The 554-nt window shown below is 78.5% G+C and carries 1 protein-coding gene; it reads right to left on the reverse strand.

Annotated features, from left to right (window positions below):
- A partial coding sequence (locus OZN99_RS33245; protein ID WP_270939426.1) for a hypothetical protein occupies positions 1-508 on the reverse strand: 508 nt, incomplete at its 3' end.
- Positions 509-554 lie beyond the last annotated feature (46 nt).

The following is a 554-nucleotide window of genomic DNA, read 5'->3' on the forward strand; positions in this document are numbered from 1 at the left end:
GGCGGATCGTCTCCTCCAGCGCGGCCGGGTCGGGCGCGCCGGCGGCAGCTTGCAGGGCAGTCAGCTCGATCGTGGCTGCGTGGCGGCGGCGATCCGCGGCCTCGGCGGCGTCGCGGCGCTCCCGCAGCTGGCGCGCCAGGGCGGCGGCGTCCTTGCTGCGGTCGCGCGCCACGCCCAGGCGGCGGACAAGGCGCGGCACGAGCAGGATCGCCGGCTCCTCGGTCGCCTCGCCGAGTTCCGCGGCCAGTTCGCGGGTCGCGGCCTCGAAGGCATCCACCGCGGCGCGCATGTCGGCGATGCGGCGGGCGTCGCCGCGCCAGGCTGTCGCGGCCTCGGCAATTCGTGTCCAGGCATCCAGCGCCGCTTCCGCCGCCTCGGCCGTGGCATCGGGATCGAGGGCGATGCCGGCCATCGCCTCGCGCCAGCTGGCATCCAGCTCTGCCAGCCCGGCGGCCGCGGCCTCGCTGGCGCGCCGCGCCGCCTCCGCCCGCTCGGTCTCCTGCGCCACCCGCGCCTCAAGGTCGCGACGCGCGCGTTCCGCCGCCTCCTGCGCG

This window comes from Falsiroseomonas oryzae (assembly GCF_027856955.1).
Classification (GTDB): Bacteria; Pseudomonadota; Alphaproteobacteria; order Acetobacterales; family Acetobacteraceae; genus Falsiroseomonas; species Falsiroseomonas oryzae.